This window comes from Conexibacter stalactiti (assembly GCF_033542075.1).
Classification (GTDB): domain Bacteria; phylum Actinomycetota; class Thermoleophilia; order Solirubrobacterales; family Solirubrobacteraceae; genus Conexibacter; species Conexibacter stalactiti.
On sequence record NZ_JAWSTH010000064.1, the window covers coordinates 1 to 18,048 of the forward strand.

Sequence of the window (18,048 nt, forward strand, 5' to 3'; positions counted from 1 at the left end):
GCGGTTGCGGGCGCGGGCGCGGCGGTTGCGGGCGCGGGCGCGGCGGTTGCGGGCGCGGGCGCGACGACCGAGGAGTCGTCCGACCTCGCAGCGGCGCTGCTGGAGCTGTTCATCCCGTTCGCGATGGCGCCGGAGGAGCGGGCCGGCTGGGCGCGCCGGCTCGGCGACCCGCACGCTGACGGAGCCGCGCCGGCGCAGTGATCGACCGCCCCGACGTGCTCGTGCTCGGCGCGGGCGGAGCGCTCGCCGAGCGTTGGATGCACGGCCTGTTGGCGGGCTTCGCCGAAGGAGCGGGAATCGACGCGCGCGCCGTCGAGCAGTTCGTCGGCACCTCCGCCGGCGCGATCGTCGCCGCCCACCTGCTCGCCGGTCGTGCACCGCAACGGCCGGACGGCGCGGATGACGGGGAGCGCGGCGCGGATGATCGCGATGCGGGCGCGCATGAGGCAGAGCGCGGCGCGGATGAGGCGGAGCGCGGCTCCGACGTTGCAAATGCGGGCGCGGACGACGCAGATCGCGCCACGGATGACGCCGGTGCCTCGCAGGACGCGGGCGGACCGGGGCGGGCGCGGCGGCTGCTCGGCGCGGTGCCGGGCGGGGTCGGCAAGATCGCGCGAGCGGCAGGCGGTCCGTTGGCGCCGTACGCGCTCGCGGCGACGCGACCGCCCGGCTCCCTCCTGCGCGCGAACGTGCTCGGCAGGCTCGAACCGCAGACCGCCACGCTCGACGAGCTCGGCCGCAGGCTCGCCCGCGACGGACTGCGCTTCGACGGGCGGCTGCGCGTGATCGCGGTGGAGCGCGAGAGCGGTCGCCGCGTCGTCTTCGGCGCGCCGGGCGCCCCGCGCGCCACCGTCGCCGAGGCGATCCAGGCCTCGTGCAGCGTGCCCTGGCTCTACCGCCCCGTGAGAATCGGCGGGCACGACTACGTCGACGGCGGACTCTGGAGCCCGACCAGCATCGACGTCGCACCGGCCGCGCGGGAGACGCGCGTGCTCTGCCTCAACCCGACCGGCAGCTCGGCCGGCGACGCCGCGCCGCACGGCGTCATCCGCACCACCTCGCGCTCGGCCGCCGCGCTGGAGGCGCTGACGCTGCGCCGCCGCGGCGCCGAGGTGACGGTGATCGCGCCCGATCGCGCCGCCGCCTCCGCCCTGTCCGGCGGCTGGATCGGCCATGACGCCGCCGCGCCGGCCGAGCAGGCGCTCGCCGCCGGCTTCCGCCAGGGACTGGCGCTCGCGCGCGGCAGCTGAGCGGCTGACGTTCAGCGCACGGTGCGCGCAGCTGTACCGCCATCTCGCCGGCGAAGGTAGCACCTGGCACGTCGAAGCTCGTGTCATCGCGGTTGACGCTGTCGCGTTCCTCCAAGACGGCACGGCGACGGCGGTCGTAGGGTGGATTCAATGGACCTCTCCCCCGCCCAGGTGCTCGCGTTCCGTCTCACAGCACAGGGGTTCGGCGCCGACGACGCCGAGCCGCTCGCGGCGCTCGCGAGCTGGAGCGTGCAGGACTCGCCGGCCGGCACCGCCGCGCTCGCGCTCGCCGCGCGCGGCGCCCGCTTCGAGCCCGGCGCGCTCGACCTCGCGCTGCACGAGCAGCGCACCGCCGTCGCGCTGTACAACCCGCGCACCGCGACCGCGATCGTGCCGGCCGCCGAGGTCGCCGCCTACACCTCCGCCCTGCTGCCGCGCGAGCAGGAGTCGCTGCGGTTCGTGCTCGGCCGCGCGATCCCGCCAGCGGGCGAGGGGATCGGGCCGGCCGACGCCGTCGAGGCCGCGCTGCCGGCCTTCGCCGCCGCGCTCGACGGTCGCCAGCTCAGCCGCGACGACCTGCACGCGGCGCTGCGCGAGCGGCTGCCGAGCGACCTGCTGCCGTGGTGCGACGGTTGCCAGAGCCACCACGCGCGACGCGGGCTGCTCGTCGTCGCCGGCCTCCACGGGCTGCTCTGCATCGCCGGACGTGCCGGCCGCCAGCCGCTGTTCGCGCGCACCGATCAGTGGATCGGCCCGCAGGCGGCGCCGGCCGTCGACCCCGACGTGGCTGCCGCCGAGCTGGTGCGCCGCCACCTGAGCTGGTGCGGCCCGTCGACGCCGAGACTGTTCACCCAGTGGGCGGGGATCGCGCCGGCGCAGGCGAGCGCGGCGTGGGCGCTCGTCGCCGACGAGCTGGTCGAGGTGAGCGTCGATGGCGGCCGCGCCTGGCTGCTCACAGACGATGCGAGAGGTGCGAGTTGCGCGGGCGCGGACGGGTCGGCGCGCGAGGCGCTTCTGCTTCCACCCGGCGACCCGCTTCTGCTCGCGCGCGATCGCGAGCTGCTGCTGCCCGACCCGGCCGCGCGCAGAGCGCTGTTCGTCGCGATCAACCCGCCCGGACTCGTGCTGCTCGGCGGCAAACCGGCAGCGCTGTGGCGTGGGCGCAAGAGAGGCAGACGGCTCGCGGTCGAGCTGAGAGCGCTCGGCGGCGCGTCGCTCACGAGACGTGCCATCGCGGCGATCGAGCGCGAAGCGATCGGCCTCGCGCCGCACCGCGGCTGCGCGTCAGCGACGGTCGCGGTCGGATGAGTGGCGATCTGTGCATCCATGCGATGTACAGATCGCCAATCATCGGGAACGCGCCACCTCGAATGAGGTGGCGCGTACCGTCACGGCGTCGTGATGCGCGAGGCGGCGGCTCTTGCCGTCGCCTCCTCGGCCTCGGTCGTCACCGACCGGCGCCGCACGGCGTTGGAGAGGGCGCGCACGTAGGCGCGGCCGGCCGCCTCGATGATGTCGGTCGAGACGCCCTGGCCGGAGCCGGAGACGCCGTCGACCTCGAGCACGACCGAGGTCTCGCCGAGCGCGTCCTGGCCGCTGGTGATCGCGTCGATGCGGAAGTCGCGCAGCTTCGCGTCGACGTTCGTCGCCGCGTTGATCGCGTGGAAGACCGCGTCGATCGGGCCGTCGCCGGTGAACGAGCCGGTCGCCTCGCTGCCGTCGGGCAGCTTCACGCCGACGGTCGCGTGCGGAGGTCGTCTCGACGAGGCCTCGACGTCGAACCACTCGAGCGCGTACGCGGGGATCTCCTCGCGCAGCTCGTCGGTCACGAGCGCTTCCAGATCCATCGCGGTGACCTGCTTCTTCTTGTCCGCGATCTCCTTGAAGCGCTTGAAGGCCGTGTTCAGCGCCTGGCCGTCGAGCACGAAGCCGAGGTCGGCCAGCGCGTCTCTCAGCGCGTGGCGGCCGGAGTGCTTGCCGAGCACCAGCGAGTTGGAGTCCAGACCGACGCTCTGGGCGCTCATGATCTCGTACGTCTCGCGGTGCTTGAGCACGCCGTCCTGGTGGATGCCGGATTCGTGCGCGAAGGCGTTGCGGCCGATGATCGCCTTGTTCGGCTGGACCGAGTAGCCGGTCAGGCGCGAGACGAGGCGGCTCGTGCGCGCGATCTCGGTCGTGACGGCGCCGGTGCTCAGGCCGATGTCGGACTGCCGCGTGCGCAGCAGCATCACGATCTCCTCCAGCGAGGCGTTGCCGGCGCGCTCGCCGAGCCCGTTGATCGCGCACTCGACCTGGCGCGCGCCCGCCAGCACGCCCGCGAACGAGTTCGCGACCGCGAGGCCGAGGTCGTCGTGGCAGTGGACCGACAGCACGACGTCTCTGAGGCCGGGCGTCAGCTCGTACAGCTTGCCGAGGAAGGCCGTGTACTCGTGCGGCATCGTGTACCCGACGGTGTCGGGGATGTTGATCGTCGTCGCGCCCTCGTCGATCGCGATCTGCAGCACCTCGGCGGTGAACTCGACGTCCGAGCGGGTCGCGTCCATCGGCGAGAACTCGACGTCGTCGACGTACCGCTTCGCGTGCGCGACGCCGGCGCGCGTCAGGCCGAGCACGTCCTCGCGCGTCGCGCGCATCTGGTGCTCGATGTGTATGTCCGACGTCGAGACGAAGGTGTGGATCCGAGGTCGCGCCGCGTCCTTGACCGCGTTGTAAGCAGCGTCGATGTCGCCGACGTGGATCCGCGCGAGCCCCGCGATCACCGGACCTTCGACCTGACGCGCGATCGCCTCGACCGCCTCGAAGTCGCCCGGGGAGGCGATCGGGAAGCCGGCCTCGACGATGTCGACGCCGAGCCGCGCGAGCTGCTGCGCGATCTCCAGCTTCTCGCTGGTGTTGAGTGAGATCCCCGGCGACTGCTCGCCGTCGCGCAGCGTCGTGTCGAAGATCAGTACTCGGTTGGGGTCCTGCTCTGCGGGAGTCATGTCGTGCTCTTCCTTATCGGCTCGAAACTTCGATTCTTCTCAATGGTTTGCGGCTACGCGGCCGCCACGCACTATTCCCCCCGAGGGGGGAGGAGAAGAAGTCGAAGGGTGAGCTGGCGCGACATGAGTCACGCCAGCTTACCAGCGACGAGCGTCAGAGCGAAACGGCGCGACCGGCGACGAAGCCGTCGGTCGCGACGAGCGAGTCGATCACGGCCGGGTCGACCGGCGCGTCGGTCGTGACGACCATCACGGCGTGCTCGGCGGCGCCGTCATCGTCGCCCGCGCGACCGACGGCGGCGGAGACGATGTTGATCCCCTTCTCGCCGAAGACCGAGCCGACGCGGCCGATCATGCCCGGCACGTCGGAGTAGGAGAAGAGCGCGAGGTTCCGCTCCAACTGCAGGTCGAAGCGCTGGCCCCAGACCTCGAGCAGGTGCGGGCGGTTGCGACGGCCGACGTTGGTGCCGACGATCCGCTGGCGCGTCTCCCCGCTGACGATCGTGACGCGCACGAGGTCGGTGAAGTCGCGCGCGGTCGAGCGCTTCGTCTCGGTCAGCGATATCCCCCGCTCCTCGGCGATCGAGGGCGCGTTGACCTGGTTGACCTCCTCCTCGGTGTGCCCGGTGAGCACGCCCTGGAGGACCGCGATCGACAGCAGGCGCGTGTCGCGATCGCCGATGCGGCCGAAGAACTCCAGCTCCAGCCCGTCGATCGAGCCGTCGACGAGCGAGACCGCGAGCTTGCCGAGCTGCTGGCAGAGCGGCACGAACGGGCCGAGCACCTCCATGTCCTCGGCGGCGATCGCGGGGATGTTGACCGCGGTCGTGACGGTGCCGCCGGTCAGCGCGGCGATGACCTGCTCGGCCGTCTGCACGCCGGCGCGGTCCTGCGCCTCCGTCGTCGAGGCGCCGAGGTGCGGCGTGACGACGACCTGCGGGTAGCCGTCGAAGAGCGGGTAGTCGGTGATCGGCTCGCTCGGGAAGACGTCGAGCGCGGCGCCGGCGACCTTGCCGGAGTCGAGCGCGGCCTGCAGCGCCGCGTCGTCGACGAGCTCGCCGCGGGCGCAGTTGATCACGCGCACGCCGTCCTTCATCTGCGCGAACGCCTCGGCGTTCAGCCAGCCCTTCGTCTCGGGCGTGACGGGCAGGTGGATCGTGACGAAGTCGGCGACCTTATAGACGTCGGCCGAGTTGTCGGCCTTCTCGACGCCCAGGTCGCGGTAGCGCTCCGCCCCGACGAACGGGTCGTAGGCCACGACCTTCATGCCGAAGCCCTTCGCGCGCTCGGCGACGAGCTGGCCGATGCGGCCGAAGCCGACCACGCCGAGCGTCTTCTCGTAGACCTCGACGCCGCCGAACTTCGAGCGCTCCCACTTGCCGGCCTTCAGCGAGGCGTCGGCCTGCGGGACGTTGCGCGCGAGCGCCATCAGCAGCGCCAGCGTGTGCTCGGCGGCCGTCACGACGTTCGACTGCGGCGCGTTGGCGACGACGATGCCGCGTCTGGTCGCGGCCGGCACGTCGACGTTGTTGACGCCGACGCCGGCGCGCCCGATCACGCGCAGATTCGTGCCGAGGGCGATGTACTCCTCGGTCATCTTCGTCGCGGAGCGGATCAGGATGCCCTGGTACTCGCCGATTCTGGCGCGGAACTCCTCGTCGGACCAGCTGTCGCCGAGGTCCACGTCGAAGTGCTCGCGGAGGAGGTCGACGCCGGTGTCGGCGAGCTTCTCCTTGACGAGGATCTTCAGTCTGTCGCTCATGCGCGCGGGGCGGCAGAGCGGGTGGACAGGGCGGTGCGCTGGGCGTCTGAGGGCATCGGAATCGTCTCGATCGTCGTCATTGGCGGCGCGGGAAGACTAGCGTCTCGGCTCCTACCCGTTTCTCCCGCGGAGGCTCATCGGATGAAGAGCAGCACTCATGGCGCGCACCTCGTCAAGCTGACGCGCTTCGGCACGGTCAACGTCTTCTTCGTGCGCGAGGAGGACGGACTGACGCTCGTCGACACGGGGATGAGCGGCTCCGCGAAGGCGATCCAGGCCGCCGCGGCCGCGCTCGGCGCGCCGATCGCGCGGATCGTGCTGACGCACGGCCACGACGATCACGCCGGCTCGCTCGACGCGCTCCACGCCGCGCTGCCGGCCGTGCCGGTGCTCGTCTCCGGCCGCGAGGCGAGACTGCTCGACGGCGACCAGGCGATGGAGCCCGGCGAGCCGCCGCTCGGCGGCGGGCCGATCCGCAAGCGCGCGACGCGGCCGACGACGGTGCTCGCGCCCGGCGACCGCGTCGGCTCGCTGGAGGTCCACGCCGCGCCCGGCCACACGCCCGGCCAGATCGCGCTGCTGGACACGCGCGACCGCACGCTGATCGCCGGCGACGCGTACGTGACGCTCGGCGGGATGCAGGCGACCGGCAAGGCGAAGTGGCCCTTCCCCTTCCCCACGTTCTTCAGCTGGCACCGCCCGACGGCGCTGGCGAGCGCCCGTGCGCTGCGCGCGCTGGAGCCGTCGCGGCTGGCGGTCGGGCACGGGCCGGTCGTCGAGTCGCCGGCGGCGGCGATGGACCAGGCGCTGGCGAGCGCGGGGGCTTAGCCCTCGCCCGGCCGCACGAAGCCGCTCTCGTAGGCGAACACGACCGCCTGCACGCGGCTGCCGACGCCGAGCTTCGACAGCACCTGCGTGACATGGGCCTTGACGGTCGGCTCGCTCAGGTGCAGGGCGCTGCCGATCGCGGCGTTGGAGCCGCCGCGGGCCAGCTCGCGCAGCACGTCCCGCTCGCGCTCGGTCAGCTCCGCGAGCCGCTCGCGCATCTCGTCGCCGAGCGCGGGGTGGCCGAGGAAGCGCTCGACCAGGCGGCGCGTGACGGCCGGGTCGAGCAGCGCGTCGCCGCGCGCGACGGTGCGGACCGCCTCGGTCAGCCGCTCCGGCGCGATCGCCTTCAGCACGAAGCCGGCGGCGCCGGCGCGCAGCGCGCGCACGAGGTACTCGTCGTCGTCGAAGGTCGTCACGACGAGCGCCTGGGCGCGCGAGCCGGCCGCGCGCAGGCGGCGGATCGCCTCGATCCCGTCGATCCCGGGCAGCTCGACGTCCATCAGCACGACGTCGGGGTGCAGCCGCAGCACCAGCTCGACCGCCTCGGCACCGTCGCCGGCCTCCCCCACGACCTCGAGGTCGGGCTCGCGCTCGAGCATCATCTTCAGCCCGCCGCGCACCAGCGCGTGGTCGTCGCAGATCGCGATCGTCGTCGGCACGTGCGCATCTTGGCGCATCGCCCTCGACCGCGGATCTGGCCGGCGGCCGATCGGGCGGATCCGAAGGTCGGTCGCGGGGCGACCTTCGGCAGATGGGCGGCGGTGCGGGTCGAAGGCAGGGTTCGCTGCCATGACCTCCGTCGCCCCCGACCCCACCCCGGCGCCCGGCGCTCGTCGCGCCACGGCGATCGCGCTCGACCACCTCGTGCTGCCACTCGCGCGCGTTCGATCGCTGACCGCGTGGGCGCTGTTCGCCGCCGCCGCGTTCGTCGTGGCGGGCGTCGCGACGACGCCGCACGACGACGGCACGACCGCCGGCCTGCTCGACCAGATGGCGCTCCACCCCGAACGCACGCAGATCAGCGACCTGCTGCTGCACCTCGGCTGGACCGGCGCGGCGCTCGCCTGCATCGGGCTGGCGCTGCTCGGCAGCGTGCGGCGCGGCCCGCTGCTGCTGATCGGCTGCGCGCTCGCCGCGATCGGCCTGACGACGCTGCCGGGCCTGTTCGCGACCGACGCCTACGACATGGCGATCGCGCAGGAGCTGCCGCGCGCGCTCGGCATCGCCGTCAGCGAGGAGGCGGCCTCGAAGCCGATCGCCGCGCTCCTCTTCATCAGCGGATCGCTCGGCGCGGCGCTGGGCCCGGTGCTGCTGCTCGCCGCGCTGTGGCGGCAGGGGACGCTGGGGATCGCGCCGTGGGTGCTGACCGTCGTCGGGCCGCTCATATCCGTCATCGGCAACCGCGGCGCGACCGCCGTCATCGGCGCGACGCTGCTCGGGCTCGGCTACGCGCTCGCCGGGTGGGAGCTGGTGCGCCGGCGCACGTGACGGTCGCGCCGGTCTTCTAGGCTGCGCCGCGTGCGTGAGGCAGCGACCGCGGGCGGAGATCGGTGGGCTCGGCTCGGCGACGTCGCGCTGCTGGGCGGGCTCGCCGCGGTCGTCGCCGCGGAGGGCATGACGGTGGCGCAGGACGTGCCGTCGCGCGGCGTCGCGGTGGCGGCCTCGCTGGCGCTGCTCGTCCCGCTGACGATCCGCCGCGATCACCCACTGCTCGCCTGCTGGAGCGTCGCGTTCGGGTTCGCGCTGCTGGCGACGAGCGGCGTCGTCGACATGGACGAGTCCTCCGGCTGCCAGCTGGCGCTGCTGGTCGCGGTGGTGTCGATGGCGCGCCATACCGAACGGCTCGGCGCCGTCGCGGCGACGACCGCCGGGGTCGGCGCGCTCGGATCGCTCAGCACCGGGCTGTTCGCCGACGGAGCGCCGAGACCAGGCGACCTGCTCTTCGGCATCGTGTTCCTCGCCGCTGCGGCGGGGTTCGGGCGGGCGCTGCGCAGCGGCGCGCTGCGGACGCTGCGGCGACGTGTCGAGCTGGACGCCGCGCACAGCGCTCAGGAGGCGGCCGACGGGGCGGCTCGTGACGAGCGACGCCGGCTCGCGCGCGAGCTGCACGACCTCTGCAGCCACCATCTCGTCGTCGCCTCGTTGCACGCCTCGATCGCCGCGCGCGAGGCCGAACGCGCGCCGGAGGCGGTCGCCGCCCCGCTGGCGATCGCCCGCACCGCCGTCGGGCGCACCGCGTCGGCGCTGGCGGAGCTGACCGGCGCGGCGCCGGCAGGCGTGCCCGACGGTGCCGCCGCGCTCGACGCCGCGCTGGAGCAGGCGCGGACGCTTGGGGCGCGCGTCGAGGCACCGTACGGCGCGGGCGGCATGGGCGGCGCGGGCGGCATGGGCGGCGCGGGCGGCATGCCGGACGCGGTCGCGCTGACGGCGGCGCGGATCGTCCAGGAGGCGCTCACCAACGCCGCCAAGCACGCGGCCGGAGCGCCGGTGACGGTGGCGCTGACGCTGACGCCGGAAGCGCTGGAGGTGACGGTGCGCAACGGCGCCGGGCGCTCGCGCGCGCTGGCGAGCAGCGGCCTCGGCCTGGCCGGCATGCGCGAGCGGGTGCGGCTGCTGGGCGGGGAGCTGGTGGCGGGCGCGGATGGCGCAGATCGCGGCGCGGCTGGCGCAATGCGTGGCGCGGCTGACGCAATGCGTGGCACGGATGACGCAATGCGTGGCGCGGGCGATGCCGGCGGGTGGCTTGTGCGCGCCGTGCTGCCGCTGGCGCCGCCTCCCCCGCGCCGCTGGCGGCCTGACCGGCGGATGCTGAGCGGCTGTCCGGCATGGGTCGCCGTGCTCTGCGCCGCGCTGACCGCGTGGGGGCTCGCGGAGGCGCTCGCGCTCGACGACGGAGCGCACGCCGCCGGGCGCGTCGCCGCGGCGCTGTTCGCGGGCATCGCGCCCGCGCTGCTGTGGCGGCGGCCGGTCGCGCTCGCCGTGCTCGTGCTGACCGCCCTGGCCGTGCGCAGCTGGTCGGCGACGATCGCGCCGACCTCCAGCCCGCTCGTGCTGCTGGACGCGCTCGCCGTCTATGCGGTCGCGCGCAACGCGCGCGGGCTGCGCGGCGCGGTCGCGGGCGTGCTGGTGCTGACGGCCGCGCTGCCCGTCAGCTTCCTGCTCGACGTGATCCCCGAACCGCTGCCGGACCTGATCTTCCTGCCCGCGCTCGTGCTCGGCGCGGGCGTCGTCGGCCTGCTGCTGCGGCTCGCCGCCAACGACGCCAGCGCGCTCGACGACGAGCTCGCGCGCACGCGGCGGGCGGCGGCCGCTGCCCGCGAGCAGGCGATCGCGGGCGAGCGCAAGCGGCTGGAGGGCGAGCTGATCGGCCTCACCCACCGCTCGACCGGCGAGCTGGAGGCGCTCGTCGCCGAGGCCGATCGGCAGCAGGGCGCGACGCTCGCCGCCACGCTCGGCCGGCTCGAACGCCAGATCTCCGCCACCCTCGGCGACCTCGGCCGCCTCGCCGCCGTCCTGCACGGCCGCTGAACGACGACGGGCGCCCCGTGGGGCGCCCGAAGAAATGCGACGTGCGACCGCGCTCTCGCGAAAGTAACGTCGTGCGTGGCGCGGACGCAGGGAGCGACCACGGACTTCGTCCGCGGTGCCCGGGCGCCAGCCCATGAGCGACCGAGGACAAAGCCACGCGCGGCGAGACGCCGCGAGAGCGTGGGCGCTACTCGTGGAAGGCCGTGTCGATCCAGTCCATCTGGGCGCGCAGCTCCTTGCCGACGACCTCGACCTGGTGGCCGGCCTGCTCCTCGCGCATGCGCTTGAAGTTCTCCTGGCCGGCGCGGTTCTCCGCGATCCACTCGCGCGCGAAGGCGCCCGACTGGATCTCGCCGAGGATCTCTCTCATCGCCTTGCGCGTCTCGTCGGTGACGACGCGTCTGCCGCGCGTGATGTCGCCGTACTCGGCCGTGTTCGAGATCGAGTACCGCATGCCCGCAATGCCCTTCTCGTACATCAGGTCGACGATCAGCTTCAGCTCGTGGAGGACCTCGAAGTAGGCCAGGCGCGGGTCGTAGCCGGCCTCGACGAGCGTGTCGTAGCCGGCGCGCACCAGCTCGGAGGTGCCGCCGCAGAGCACGGCCTGCTCGCCGAAGAGGTCGGTCTCGGTCTCCTCGCGGAAGGAGGTCTCGATCACGCCGCCGCGGGTGCAGCCGATGCCCTTCGCGTACGCCAGCGCGATGTCTCTTGCGTTGCCCGTCGCGTCCTGATGGATCGCGATCAGGCCCGGGACGCCGGAGCCCTCGGTGTACTGGCGGCGGACGAGGTGGCCCGGGCCCTTCGGGGCGACGAGCGCGACGTCGACGTCCTCCGGCGGGACGATCTCGCCGTAGTGGATCGAGAAGCCGTGGCCGAACAGCAGCAGGTTGCCGGTCGCGACGCCGTCCTTGATGTCCTCGTAGACGTCGTGATGCAGCTCGTCGGGGACGAGGATCATGATCACGTCGCCGCGGCTGGCGGCGTCGACGGGCGAGACCACCTCGAGGCCGTTGGCCTCGGCCTTCGCGACGCTCGACGAGCCGGGACGAAGGCCTACGACGACCTGGACGCCGGAGTCCTTGAGGTTCAGCGAGTGTGCGTGGCCCTGGGAGCCGTAGCCGATGATCGCGACGGTCTTGCCGTCGAGAAATCTGAGGTCAGCGTCGTCGTCGTAGTACATGACGCGGCAGGGTAGCGGAACGCCTCAGCGCAACAGCTTCCGGAGCGTCAGCCGTTGACAGCCGGGGCGCCGTCGCGAGAGACTGACGACACGTGTAGTCAGATCGGACGGGGCAGACGATGGACGAGGGCTACTTCCCAGCGGGGCGCTCGCTGCTGCGCAGCGTCCACGACGAGCGCGTCGTGGGGCTGTTCTACGGTCAGCGCGCGCTGGCGGTCGGCGCGCTCGACCCGCGCAACTTCGTCGGGACGATCCAGTCGTCCGCCGGCCGCAAGGCGCCCTTCCGCCGCCTCCAGCGCACCGCCGACGCCTTCGAGACGGTCTTCTTCGGCACGCGCGAGGAGGCCGACAGGATGCTGGCGCGCGTCGACCGCATGCACGAGCGCGTCAGCGGCGAGCTGGCGCACGCTTCCGGCCCCTACCCCGCCGGCACGCCCTACGCCGCGTTCGACCCCGAGCTGATGCTGTGGACGGTCGCGGTCACGTTCGACTCAGCGCAGACGTTCTACGAGCTGTTCGTGCGCGAGCTGAGCGCGGCCGAGCGCGAGCAGCTGTGGCAGGAGTACCGGCGCTTCGGCGTCCTCTTCGGGATGCCTGCGTCGACCGCGCCGGCCACGTACCCGGAGTTCCGCGCCTGGTTCGACGGCCGGCTCGCCGGCGACCACATGCATCTGACGCCGGAGGCGCGGTACACCGGTCGCGCGATCGCGTTCGAGATTCCGATGGGGCGCGGCCGCGAGCCGGCGAAGCGGCTCCATGACGCGATCATGCGCGGCGCGCTGCCGCCGCGCGTGCGCGAGCTGTACGGCCTGCGCTGGGCAGCGGCCGACGCGCGCCGCTTCCGCGCCGGCGTCGCCGTCGTGCGCGGCGGGCGGCGCCTCGCGCCGCGAGCGCTCACGCACGGCTCGTGCAGCATCAGCTACGCGCAGACGGCCGCGGTCGAGCGGGCGCGCCTGCGCGACGGTCGGCCGACGCCGCAGGTGCCGGAGCCGGGCGCGGCGACCGGCGCGCCGGTCGGCTGAAGCCGGCGCGCTACAGCACCGAACCGCCGGTCGCGTCGAGCACCTGACCGGTGACCCAGCGGGCGTCGTCGGAGACGGCGAAGGCGACGACGTCGGCGATGTCGGCCGGCTCGCCGACGCGGTTGAAGGCCGAGAGCGAGGCGGCCTGCGCGCGGGATGCCTCGTCGACGTTCAGCCAGCCGGCGTTCATGTCGGTGTCGACGATGCCGGGCGCGACGGCGTTGACGGTGATCCCGCGCGGTGCCAGCTCCTGTGCGAGCGTGCGCGTGAAGGTCTCGACGGCCGCCTTCGTCATCGCGTAGGCGAGCAGGTTGGGATATGCCTTGCGCGTAGCGCCGGAGGAGATCGTCACGATCCGGCCCCTCTCGCCCATCCGCTCGGCGGCGCGCTGGACGATGAAGAACGGCGCGCGCACGTTGACGGCGAACAGCTCGTCGTAGAGCGCCGGCGTCGTGTCGGCGAGGTGGGCGTCGTACGCGATCGCGGCGTTGTTGACGACGATGTCGAGGCGCGTCGAGCCGGTGCGGTTGAGCAGCTCGCGGTCGAGGCCGTCGAGCAGCGCGGCCGCGTCACCGTCGGCGCCGAGCCGCTGGCCGAGCGCGAAGGCGCTGCCGCCGGCCTGTTCGATCGCCGCGACCGTGTCGGCCGCCGCCTCCGCGTTGCCGCCGTAGTGGACGGCGACGAGCGCGCCGTCGCGGGCGAGCCGCTCCGCGATGCCGCGTCCGATGCCGCGCGAGCCGCCCGTCACGAGTGCCGTCTTGCCGGTGAGAGTCGCCATCTGCTCATTCCTTAGTGATCGCTACACAACGTGCCGCGGCGAATGTAGCACGGTTCCGTAGCGGTCGTTATAGAATGGTCCCCATGGCCCGTCCGCGCAGCTTCGACCGCGACGCCGCCCTCGAGCTGGCGATGCGCGCCTTCTGGGAGCGCGGCTACGAGGAGACCTCGATCAGCGACCTCACGACCGCGATGGGGATCGCGCCGCCGAGCCTCTACGCCGCCTTCGGCGACAAGCGCAGGCTGTTCGAGGAGGCGGTGGCGCGTTACCAGTCACTTCCGGGCGACATCGTCACGAGCGGACTGGCCGAGCCGACGGCACGGGAGGCGATCGCGCGGATGCTGCACGAGGCGGCGTGCGGGTACGTCGCGGAGGGGCAGCCGCGCGGCTGCTGGATCGTCACGGAGCCGGCGCTGAGCGCGCAGCGGGCGGCGTCGCGGGAGGTGATCCGCGCGCGCTTGCAGGAGGGCGCCGACGCCGGCGAGCTGCCGGACGGAACCGACCTCGACGCGCTCACGGGCTTCGTCGGGGCGGTGATCGCCGGGCTGTCGGCGCGGGCGCGCGACGGCGCGAGCGAGGCCGAGCTGCGCGCGATCGCCGACCAGGCGATGGCGGCGTGGCCGGCTTGATCAGGCCTCGGCCGCCGCGACGAACGCGATGCCGGGGAGGCGGAAGCTGCCGTCGGCGAGCGCGTACGGCGCGGTCTTCTCGACCAGGCGCGCTCTGAGGTCGGCGAGCTGACGGCCGTCGAGGTCCTCGACGAGGTCGGCGAACGGGCGCGACAGCGACTTCGTCTCGCTGAACAGGTCGACCACGTCGGCGTAGGGGAACTCGACCGGGATCTCGGCCGTCTCCACCTCGGCGAAGCCCGCGTCCTCCAGCAGCGTCGTGACGATCTCCGGCGTGCCGAGGTCGAACGGGCTCGGCGGCCCCGGCTCGAGCGTGTCGACGAGGCCGGCGTCATAGATCGCCTCGCGCGCGACCATCGACCAGGGGTTGCGGTCGGCCGGCGTCCAGGTCGCCAGCGCGACGCGGCCTCCGGGCCGCAGCACCCGCCGCGTCTCGCGCAGCGCCGCCTCGCGGTCGACGGCGAACATGTAGCCCCAGCGGCAGATGACGGCGTCGAACTCGGCCGTTCTGGCATCGATCCACTCGAGGTCGATCGGCTTGAACTCGACGTTGCGCAGGCCCAGTTCCGCGGCGCGTTTCTTCGCGTGCTCGATCATCGGCTCGGCGCCGTCGGTCGAGACGAGCACGCCGCCCGGCTCGATCAGCTCAGCCGCGAGGAAGCCGGTCTCGCCGATCCCGGCGGCCAGCTCCAGCACGCGCTGGCCAGGCTGCGGGCGGATCGCGTCGACCAGCCAGTGCGCGACCGCGTTGGTGGCGGCGTTGAAGCGATGGCTGCTCTCGCGCCAGCCGTCGGCCGAGCGCTCCCAGCGGTCGCGCATGCCGGCGCGCAGCTCGTCTGGATCGGGCTCGGGAGCGTCGGGCGCGGTCATCGGCCGAGGCTATCTCAGCTCGCGTCGCAGCAGCTTGCCGGAGACCGTCCGCGGCAACTCGTCGGCGAAGGTGACCCGCTTGGGGACCTTGAAGCGGGCGAGGTGGGCGGCGACGTGGGCGCGCAGCTCGGCTTCGAGGGCCGGCTCGCGCACCACCACGACCGCGTGCACCGCCTCGCCCCACTCAGGGTCTGGACGGCCGTACACGCCGGCGTCGGCGACCGCCGGATGCGCAAGCAGCACCGCCTCGACCTCCTGCGGCGCGACGTTCTCGCCGCCGCTGACGATCGTGTCGGCCTTGCGGCCGGTGACCGTCAGGCGGCCGGAGTCGTCGAGCGCGCCGAGATCGCCGGTGTGCAGCCAGCCGTCGGCGGCGAGCGCGGCGCGCTCGACCGTCTCCCCCCGCACGACGATCTCGCCCTCGCCCGTCAGCGCCACCTCGGTGCCGGCGAGCGCGCGGCCAGCCGTCTGCGGCTCGCCCGGCAGCGACGTCGTCACCTGTGAGCAGGCTTCCGTCATGCCGTACGTCTGCGCGGCGGCGATCCCGGCGGCGGCGGCGCGCGCGGCCAGAGCCGGCGCCAGCGGGCCGCCGCCGATCAGCGCGCAGCGCAGCGCCGGCGGGTCGGCGAGGCCGGCGTCGAGCACGCGCTGGAGCGTCGTGGCGACGAGCGAGACGAGCGTGACCGGCTGCGCCGCGTCGGCGAGCGCGGCAGCGGCCCGCGCGGCGTCGAAGCGCTCGTGCAGGACGACCGTGGTGCCGTAGATCGCGCTGCGCAGCAGGATCGAGAGGCCGCCGACGTGGCTGAGCGGCAGCGTGCAGAGCCAGCGCTCGTCGCGGTCGAGGCCGAGCGCGAGCGCCGAGCCGAGCGCGTTCCACTGCCAGTTGGAGATCGTCAGCCGCACCGGCTTGGGCGCGGCGGTCGTGCCGGAGGTGTGGAGGACCGTCGCGACGGCGTCGGCGTCGAAGCGGGCGAGCAGGTCGCGTTCGGGCGGGCTCGCGGGCGCGGCGCCGGCCGCGTGCGGGCTCGCAGGCGCGGCGAACGCGCGGGTGAGCGTCTGGTCATCGATCACGAGCCGCGCGCCTTCGGCTCGCGCGGCCTGCTCGGCGGCGGACAGCCGCAGGTCGATCGGGACGACCGCCGCGCCGAGTCCCAGCACCGCGTGCAGCGCGGCGACGAACGCAACGCCCGGCCCCAGCGCCAGCGCGACGCGGTCGTCGGCGACGACGCCGCGCGCGGCCAGCTCGGCCGCCGCGCGCCGCGCCAGCACGTGCAGCTCGGCATACGTCGTCACCTCGCCGTCGCCGGTCACGAGCGCCGCGGCGCCGGGGCGCAGCGCGGCGGCGCGCGGAAGCCATGCGTCGAAGGAGGCCATCGAAGGGCTAGTGTCCCGTATTCGAACCGCGCACCGCGCGGCCGCCGCCGCGCGCGCGAGCGCCGGCACCCCGGCCGCGGCCCCGCACGAAGGAGACGCCCGACTTGCCCGTGACCTGGACATCCGCCGCCGATTACGAGGACATCCGCTACGAGCTGTCCGGCGACGGCATCGCCAAGATCACGATCGACCGCCCCGAGGTCCGCAACGCCTTCCGGCCTGAGACGGTGATCGAGCTCTCCGACGCGTTCGAGCGCGCCCGCGAGGACACGAGCGTCGGCGCGATCATCCTCACCGGCGAGGGCGACAAGGCGTTCTGCTCCGGCGGCGACCAGCGCGTGCGCGGCGAGTCCGGCTACAGAGTCGGCGGCAACGCCGTCGTCGGCCGCTTCCACGTCACCGATCTGCACGTCCAGATCCGCCGGCTGCCGAAGCCCGTCGTCGCGATGGTGAGAGGGTTCGCGATCGGCGGCGGCCACGTGCTGCACGTCATCTGCGACCTCACGATCGCCGCCGACAACGCCCGCTTCGGCCAGACCGGCCCGAGAGTCGGCTCGTGGGACGGCGGCTTCGGCGCCTCGGTCCTGCGCGACCTCGTCGGGACCAAGAAGGCGAAGGAGATCTGGCTGCTGTGCCGCCAGTACGACGCGGCCGAAGCGCTCGAGATGGGCCTCGTCAACGCCGTCGTGCCGCTCGCCGAGGTCGAGGAGACGACGGTGCGGTGGTGCCGCGAGATGCTCGCCCTCTCCCCCTTCGCGCTGCGGCTGGTGAAGTCGAGCTTCAACGCGCAGGAGGACGGCTACGCCGGCATCCAGCAGCTCGCGCACGACACCAACCTGCTGCTGTACGGCAGCGACGAGGCGAGAGAGGGCCGCACCGCCTTCCTCGAGAAGCGCCAGCCCGACTTCTCCAGATTCCCCCGCCGCCCCTGACCGCGATGAGCGCCGACACCTCCACCAACGTGGTCCGCATCTGGGTGATGGCAGCGCGCCTGCGGACGCTGCCGGTCGGCCTCGCGCCGGTGCTCGTCGGCACCGCGCTGGCCGGCTTCGAGGACGTCTTCCACCCGCTGCGGTTCGCCGCCGCGGTGCTCGGCGCGCTCTTCATCCAGGTCGGCGCCAACCTCTCCAACGACTACTCCGACGCGCGCCGCGGCGCCGACACCGAGGACCGCCTCGGCCCGGTGCGCGTGACCGCCGGCGGGCTCGTGCCGCCGCGCCAGGTGCTGATCGCGACCTACGTCACGTTCGCGCTGGCGATCGCCTGCGGCGCCTACCTGATCGCCGTCGCCGGCTGGCAGCTGCTGCTCGTCGGCGTCGCCTCGATCATCGCGGGCGTGCTCTACACCGGCGGCCCGCGGCCATACGGCTACGACGGCCTCGGCGAGCTGTTCGTCTTCCTCTTCTTCGGGATCGTCGCGGTCGCCGGCTCCTACTTCGTGCAGACCGAGACGCTCGAATGGGAGGCGTTCGCGCTCGCCGTGCCGGCCGGCCTGCTCGCCTCCGCCGTGCTCGTCGTCAACAACTACCGAGACATGGACACCGACCGCAGGGCCGGCAAGAAGACGCTCGCGGTGCGGCTCGGCCGGCGCCGCACGCAGGTGCTGTTCGCCGTGATGGTCTACGGCGCCTACCTGCTGACGCCGGTCGCGTGGATCTTCGGCCCGCTGTCGCCGTGGCTGCTGCTGCCGCTGCTGACGCTGCCGCTGGCGGCGCCGGTCGTGCGGATCGTCAGAAACCGCACCGACGGCCCCACGCTCAACGAGGCGCTGGCGAAGACCGGCATGCTCGAGCTGATCTTCTGCGTCCTGCTGTCGGCCGGCATCCTGCTGAGCTAGCGAACGGGT

At 73.6% G+C, this 18,048-nt stretch carries 17 protein-coding genes; 10 read left to right on the top strand and 7 right to left on the bottom strand.

Annotation, left to right across the window (positions count from 1 at the left end):
- From R7226_RS20520 to R7226_RS20530, 3 genes are all read left to right on the top strand, one after another.
- A partial coding sequence (locus tag R7226_RS20520) for a hypothetical protein (protein WP_318599176.1) occupies window positions 1-201 on the top strand: 201 nt, incomplete at its 5' end.
- The gene (locus tag R7226_RS20525; RefSeq protein WP_318599177.1) at window positions 198-1,250 is read left to right on the top strand and encodes a patatin-like phospholipase family protein; all 1,053 of its coding nucleotides are present in this window, start codon (window positions 198-200) and stop codon (window positions 1,248-1,250) included. The genes R7226_RS20520 and R7226_RS20525, both read left to right, overlap by 4 nt.
- Before the next feature lie 150 nt (window positions 1,251-1,400).
- A complete protein-coding gene (locus R7226_RS20530; RefSeq protein WP_318599178.1) occupies window positions 1,401-2,558 on the top strand; it encodes a DNA glycosylase AlkZ-like family protein in 1,158 nt (385 codons plus the stop codon).
- A gap of 80 nt (window positions 2,559-2,638) precedes the next feature.
- On the opposite strand, the gene R7226_RS20535 is transcribed toward R7226_RS20530, so the two are convergent.
- Together R7226_RS20535 and serA are read right to left on the bottom strand one after the other, a co-directional pair.
- Window positions 2,639-4,231: a 2-isopropylmalate synthase gene (locus R7226_RS20535; protein WP_318599179.1), complete on the bottom strand. Its 1,593-nt coding sequence runs from the start codon at window positions 4,229-4,231 to the stop codon at window positions 2,639-2,641.
- A gap of 154 nt (window positions 4,232-4,385) precedes the next feature.
- The gene (gene serA, locus R7226_RS20540; RefSeq protein ID WP_318599180.1) at window positions 4,386-5,993 is read right to left on the bottom strand and encodes a phosphoglycerate dehydrogenase; all 1,608 of its coding nucleotides are present in this window, start codon (window positions 5,991-5,993) and stop codon (window positions 4,386-4,388) included.
- Window positions 5,994-6,134: 141 nt separating this feature from the next.
- On the opposite strand from serA, the gene R7226_RS20545 reads away from it, so the two are divergent.
- The gene (locus R7226_RS20545) at window positions 6,135-6,821 is read left to right on the top strand and encodes an MBL fold metallo-hydrolase (RefSeq protein WP_318599181.1); all 687 of its coding nucleotides are present in this window, start codon (window positions 6,135-6,137) and stop codon (window positions 6,819-6,821) included.
- Here R7226_RS20545 and R7226_RS20550 read toward each other — a convergent pair.
- Window positions 6,818-7,480: a response regulator transcription factor gene (locus tag R7226_RS20550; protein WP_318599182.1), complete on the bottom strand. Its 663-nt coding sequence runs from the start codon at window positions 7,478-7,480 to the stop codon at window positions 6,818-6,820. The genes R7226_RS20545 and R7226_RS20550 overlap by 4 nt on opposite strands.
- A gap of 130 nt (window positions 7,481-7,610) precedes the next feature.
- On the opposite strand from R7226_RS20550, the gene R7226_RS20555 reads away from it, so the two are divergent.
- Together R7226_RS20555 and R7226_RS20560 are read left to right on the top strand one after the other, a co-directional pair.
- Complete coding sequence (locus R7226_RS20555) at window positions 7,611-8,309, top strand: hypothetical protein (protein ID WP_318599183.1); 699 nt, start codon at window positions 7,611-7,613, stop codon at window positions 8,307-8,309.
- A 30-nt stretch (window positions 8,310-8,339) separates the two neighbouring features.
- Window positions 8,340-10,349 carry a histidine kinase gene (locus R7226_RS20560; protein WP_318599184.1) on the top strand — a complete coding sequence of 670 codons (2,010 nt, stop codon included), beginning with the start codon at window positions 8,340-8,342 and terminating at the stop codon, window positions 10,347-10,349.
- Window positions 10,350-10,536: 187 nt separating this feature from the next.
- Here R7226_RS20560 and ilvC read toward each other — a convergent pair whose 3' ends face one another.
- A complete protein-coding gene (ilvC, locus tag R7226_RS20565) occupies window positions 10,537-11,529 on the bottom strand; it encodes a ketol-acid reductoisomerase (RefSeq protein ID WP_318599185.1) in 993 nt (330 codons plus the stop codon).
- A gap of 119 nt (window positions 11,530-11,648) precedes the next feature.
- Between ilvC and R7226_RS20570 the strand changes: the two genes are divergently transcribed.
- On the top strand, window positions 11,649-12,551 hold the full coding sequence (locus R7226_RS20570; RefSeq protein WP_318599186.1) for an oxygenase MpaB family protein: 903 nt from the start codon (window positions 11,649-11,651) through the stop codon (window positions 12,549-12,551).
- A gap of 10 nt (window positions 12,552-12,561) precedes the next feature.
- Here R7226_RS20570 and R7226_RS20575 read toward each other — a convergent pair whose 3' ends face one another.
- A complete protein-coding gene (locus R7226_RS20575; protein ID WP_318599187.1) occupies window positions 12,562-13,329 on the bottom strand; it encodes an SDR family oxidoreductase in 768 nt (255 codons plus the stop codon).
- Window positions 13,330-13,412: 83 nt separating this feature from the next.
- On the opposite strand from R7226_RS20575, the gene R7226_RS20580 reads away from it, so the two are divergent.
- Window positions 13,413-13,958, top strand: a complete 546-nt coding sequence (locus tag R7226_RS20580; RefSeq protein ID WP_318599188.1) for a TetR/AcrR family transcriptional regulator — start codon at window positions 13,413-13,415, stop codon at window positions 13,956-13,958.
- On the opposite strand, the gene R7226_RS20585 is transcribed toward R7226_RS20580, so the two are convergent.
- Entirely contained in the window at window positions 13,959-14,828 is an 870-nt protein-coding gene (locus R7226_RS20585) for a class I SAM-dependent methyltransferase (protein WP_318599189.1), read from the bottom strand.
- A gap of 9 nt (window positions 14,829-14,837) precedes the next feature.
- Window positions 14,838-16,202 carry an o-succinylbenzoate--CoA ligase gene (gene menE, locus R7226_RS20590; RefSeq protein ID WP_318599190.1) on the bottom strand — a complete coding sequence of 455 codons (1,365 nt, stop codon included), beginning with the start codon at window positions 16,200-16,202 and terminating at the stop codon, window positions 14,838-14,840.
- A gap of 110 nt (window positions 16,203-16,312) precedes the next feature.
- On the opposite strand from menE, the gene menB reads away from it, so the two are divergent.
- Together menB and R7226_RS20600 are read left to right on the top strand one after the other, a co-directional pair.
- Window positions 16,313-17,134: a 1,4-dihydroxy-2-naphthoyl-CoA synthase gene (menB, locus tag R7226_RS20595; protein WP_318599205.1), complete on the top strand. Its 822-nt coding sequence runs from the start codon at window positions 16,313-16,315 to the stop codon at window positions 17,132-17,134.
- Between the two features lie 5 nt (window positions 17,135-17,139).
- A complete protein-coding gene (locus R7226_RS20600) occupies window positions 17,140-18,039 on the top strand; it encodes a 1,4-dihydroxy-2-naphthoate polyprenyltransferase (RefSeq protein ID WP_318599191.1) in 900 nt (299 codons plus the stop codon).
- The last annotated feature ends 9 nt before the right edge of the window (window positions 18,040-18,048 follow it).

Bases quoted from the DNA above. Each gene is read 5' to 3' on its own strand.
- R7226_RS20585 (WP_318599189.1), bottom strand. From the start codon at position 14,828: ATGACCGCGCCCGACGCTCCCGAGCCCGATCCAGACGAGCTGCGCGCC.
- R7226_RS20535 (WP_318599179.1), bottom strand. From the start codon at position 4,231: ATGACTCCCGCAGAGCAGGACCCCAACCGAGTACTGATCTTCGACACG.
- R7226_RS20575 (WP_318599187.1), bottom strand. From the start codon at position 13,329: ATGGCGACTCTCACCGGCAAGACGGCACTCGTGACGGGCGGCTCGCGC.
- serA (WP_318599180.1), bottom strand. From the start codon at position 5,993: ATGAGCGACAGACTGAAGATCCTCGTCAAGGAGAAGCTCGCCGACACC.
- R7226_RS20555 (WP_318599183.1), top strand. From the start codon at position 7,611: ATGACCTCCGTCGCCCCCGACCCCACCCCGGCGCCCGGCGCTCGTCGC.
- R7226_RS20570 (WP_318599186.1), top strand. From the start codon at position 11,649: ATGGACGAGGGCTACTTCCCAGCGGGGCGCTCGCTGCTGCGCAGCGTC.
- R7226_RS20580 (WP_318599188.1), top strand. From the start codon at position 13,413: ATGGCCCGTCCGCGCAGCTTCGACCGCGACGCCGCCCTCGAGCTGGCG.
- R7226_RS20600 (WP_318599191.1), top strand. From the start codon at position 17,140: ATGAGCGCCGACACCTCCACCAACGTGGTCCGCATCTGGGTGATGGCA.
- R7226_RS20545 (WP_318599181.1), top strand. From the start codon at position 6,135: ATGAAGAGCAGCACTCATGGCGCGCACCTCGTCAAGCTGACGCGCTTC.
- R7226_RS20530 (WP_318599178.1), top strand. From the start codon at position 1,401: ATGGACCTCTCCCCCGCCCAGGTGCTCGCGTTCCGTCTCACAGCACAG.
- ilvC (WP_318599185.1), bottom strand. From the start codon at position 11,529: ATGTACTACGACGACGACGCTGACCTCAGATTTCTCGACGGCAAGACC.
- menE (WP_318599190.1), bottom strand. From the start codon at position 16,202: ATGGCCTCCTTCGACGCATGGCTTCCGCGCGCCGCCGCGCTGCGCCCC.